Genomic DNA, 1,976 nt, shown 5'->3' with positions numbered 1-1,976 from the left:
GCACCACCTTTTAGACTTTATGCTCGATGAGGCCATCCCTGTTACTCGCGTTAATTCTTCTTGATTTTGGATGGGGAGCTACAGGGCAAAAGCGTTTTGTATTCTGTATTCCTTGCTACATTCTGAATTTGGAATTGCTGCAAGGAGAAAAAGACTTTTGACATTTTTTGAGGTTCGTGCTAGAATCAAGCGGACTACTCTGCGTCATCCCCCGCAAAAGGATTCACCCGAATTATACCAACATAACCGCCGATACGCTCCACTTGCCCAGTCAGTAAAGGAGCAATCCCATTACCATCACGAGAGACGGTAGCGGTATTTTCCCGTTGGACAGGAGCAGCGTTGCGGGGTGTCAGTTTTTTAGTTTTCATGGGGTAAGTCCTCCATATATTGTTCTATTCCTATTTCGTACTACCTCTTTTCTGCCGAGTCAAGAGTTTTTGAGTGAATTTTTGTTGAGTTTAGACTCAGCTTAAATTTCCCGAATAAAACCCCCACCTGATGCTACTGGGGTAGTAAACTTTGCCCGACTTCATCACTTTCTATGTTCTAAAACTTTAGCAAAATCTCTTACTTCTCTTAATAAATTAGGGGGTAAAGCATTGATGATTTCTAAAACTTCGCCAATGATTAATTCTTGTTCTAGTTGAATATCAGCTTTTGCTAAAGTTAATAAAGCCAAAGTTTCCCCTTCATCATTGACAAACTCTACCTCATAAGCTTGTTGATCATCATAACAATGAACAACCGCTCCTTGAGTTCCCTTTTTTAAACCATGTTCTTGAATGTCATGGGTTAAATTAATTACATCTAGCTCTTTGATCATAATTCTGGTTAGCCTTTATTTTTTAAAAATGGTCGAGCAGTAACAAACCTTGGCGTATCTTTGCCTAAATCAATAATCCAGACTGTAAGAAGAGTAACTGATTTATTTTTAGGAGTATTGATTGTTCCTATTATTACATATTTAGTACCATGTTCTGTAGTAATTACCTCAGTAACATCTTGATTTCTTACTATTTTTGACAATTCTTGTTCTAAAAACGTTACATTTTCTTCATTAAAACCGAGTTCACGAAAAAACTTGGCTTTTGATTTACCAACAGGGTGATTTTCTGAAAGTAAATAATCAATGAGTTTTTCAGGCTGAATAAAAGCATTTTCTCGATTAGTTAATGACAATTACTCTCAATCCTCAAAATATTTAGAGTTTCCAGATTAGCAGTCTTTACTTTTCTTGTCAATAGTTTTTGGGTAAATTTTTATTAAGTTTTTGTTAAGCTTCCCTGCTTTTTCCTATAAAGTTTGTGCTAAAATCAGGGAGAACACTCTGTGTCGTCTCCCGCCAAATAAATGCCAATGGATAACAATCGCTTGAATAAATCAATAGTAACTGTTTGCTCTTTAACAGACAATTCCGACGAGAGAGATTATTGGTTCAATGCTACTCCTCAACAAAGATTAATTGCTTTAGAAACAATGAGACAAATTAATTATGGTTATGATGCAACTACCGCCAGACTTCAAAGATTTTTTGAAATTGCTGAACTTAAGACAAGTTGAGTATTTGTTGATTGGTGGTTATGCTGTTAGTTACAATTTTTCTGAGTGTTTTCAAGAGAGGCTGATTACAGAAATAGATAGTATTGATGTTAATTATAATTAGTTTAAAGCATTTAAAACTAAACAAAAAAGCTAGTGCAAGATTTAAAGATTTAAACGACTTAGAAAATTTATCATAGATTAGACTTTTTTAGAGTCGCAATTTAGCGCAAAGCGCAAGTATCAAGAACAATTTTTATACTTCCGTCCATTCTTCGGTTGTTGGGGTAGTTAAATCTTCAAAATACTGAACTTTTCCTCGCATATTCTTAAACAATTCCGCCGTTGAATAACTTTTTTGATAGGGAGAAATTCTCGCCACTGGTTTAGTCCCTTCTGTCACTAAAATTTCTTCTCCTTGTAACTCCACAATT

General features: G+C 35.3%; 4 protein-coding genes. 1 reads left to right on the top strand and 3 read right to left on the bottom strand.

What is annotated here, in order from left to right:
- Window positions 1-194: 194 nt before the first annotated feature.
- From PX481_RS15005 to PX481_RS14995, 3 genes are all read right to left on the bottom strand, one after another.
- Window positions 195-371 (bottom strand): anacyclamide/piricyclamide family prenylated cyclic peptide, encoded by a 177-nt coding sequence (locus PX481_RS15005; RefSeq protein ID WP_288057629.1) that lies wholly within the window; start codon window positions 369-371, stop codon window positions 195-197.
- 164 nt (window positions 372-535) lie between these two features.
- Entirely contained in the window at window positions 536-826 is a 291-nt protein-coding gene (locus tag PX481_RS15000; RefSeq protein ID WP_002757995.1) for a DUF4926 domain-containing protein, read from the bottom strand.
- An 8-nt stretch (window positions 827-834) separates the two neighbouring features.
- Window positions 835-1,182, bottom strand: coding sequence for a DUF6883 domain-containing protein (locus tag PX481_RS14995; RefSeq protein WP_002757997.1), 348 nt, complete (start codon window positions 1,180-1,182; stop codon window positions 835-837).
- Between the two features lie 177 nt (window positions 1,183-1,359).
- On the opposite strand from PX481_RS14995, the gene PX481_RS14990 reads away from it, so the two are divergent.
- Window positions 1,360-1,563 (top strand): hypothetical protein, encoded by a 204-nt coding sequence (locus PX481_RS14990; RefSeq protein ID WP_223212971.1) that lies wholly within the window; start codon window positions 1,360-1,362, stop codon window positions 1,561-1,563.
- The last annotated feature ends 413 nt before the right edge of the window (window positions 1,564-1,976 follow it).

Source organism: Microcystis sp. M53603_WE2, from assembly GCF_030065435.1.
This window is presented reverse-complemented; position numbering and strand designations above follow the sequence as displayed.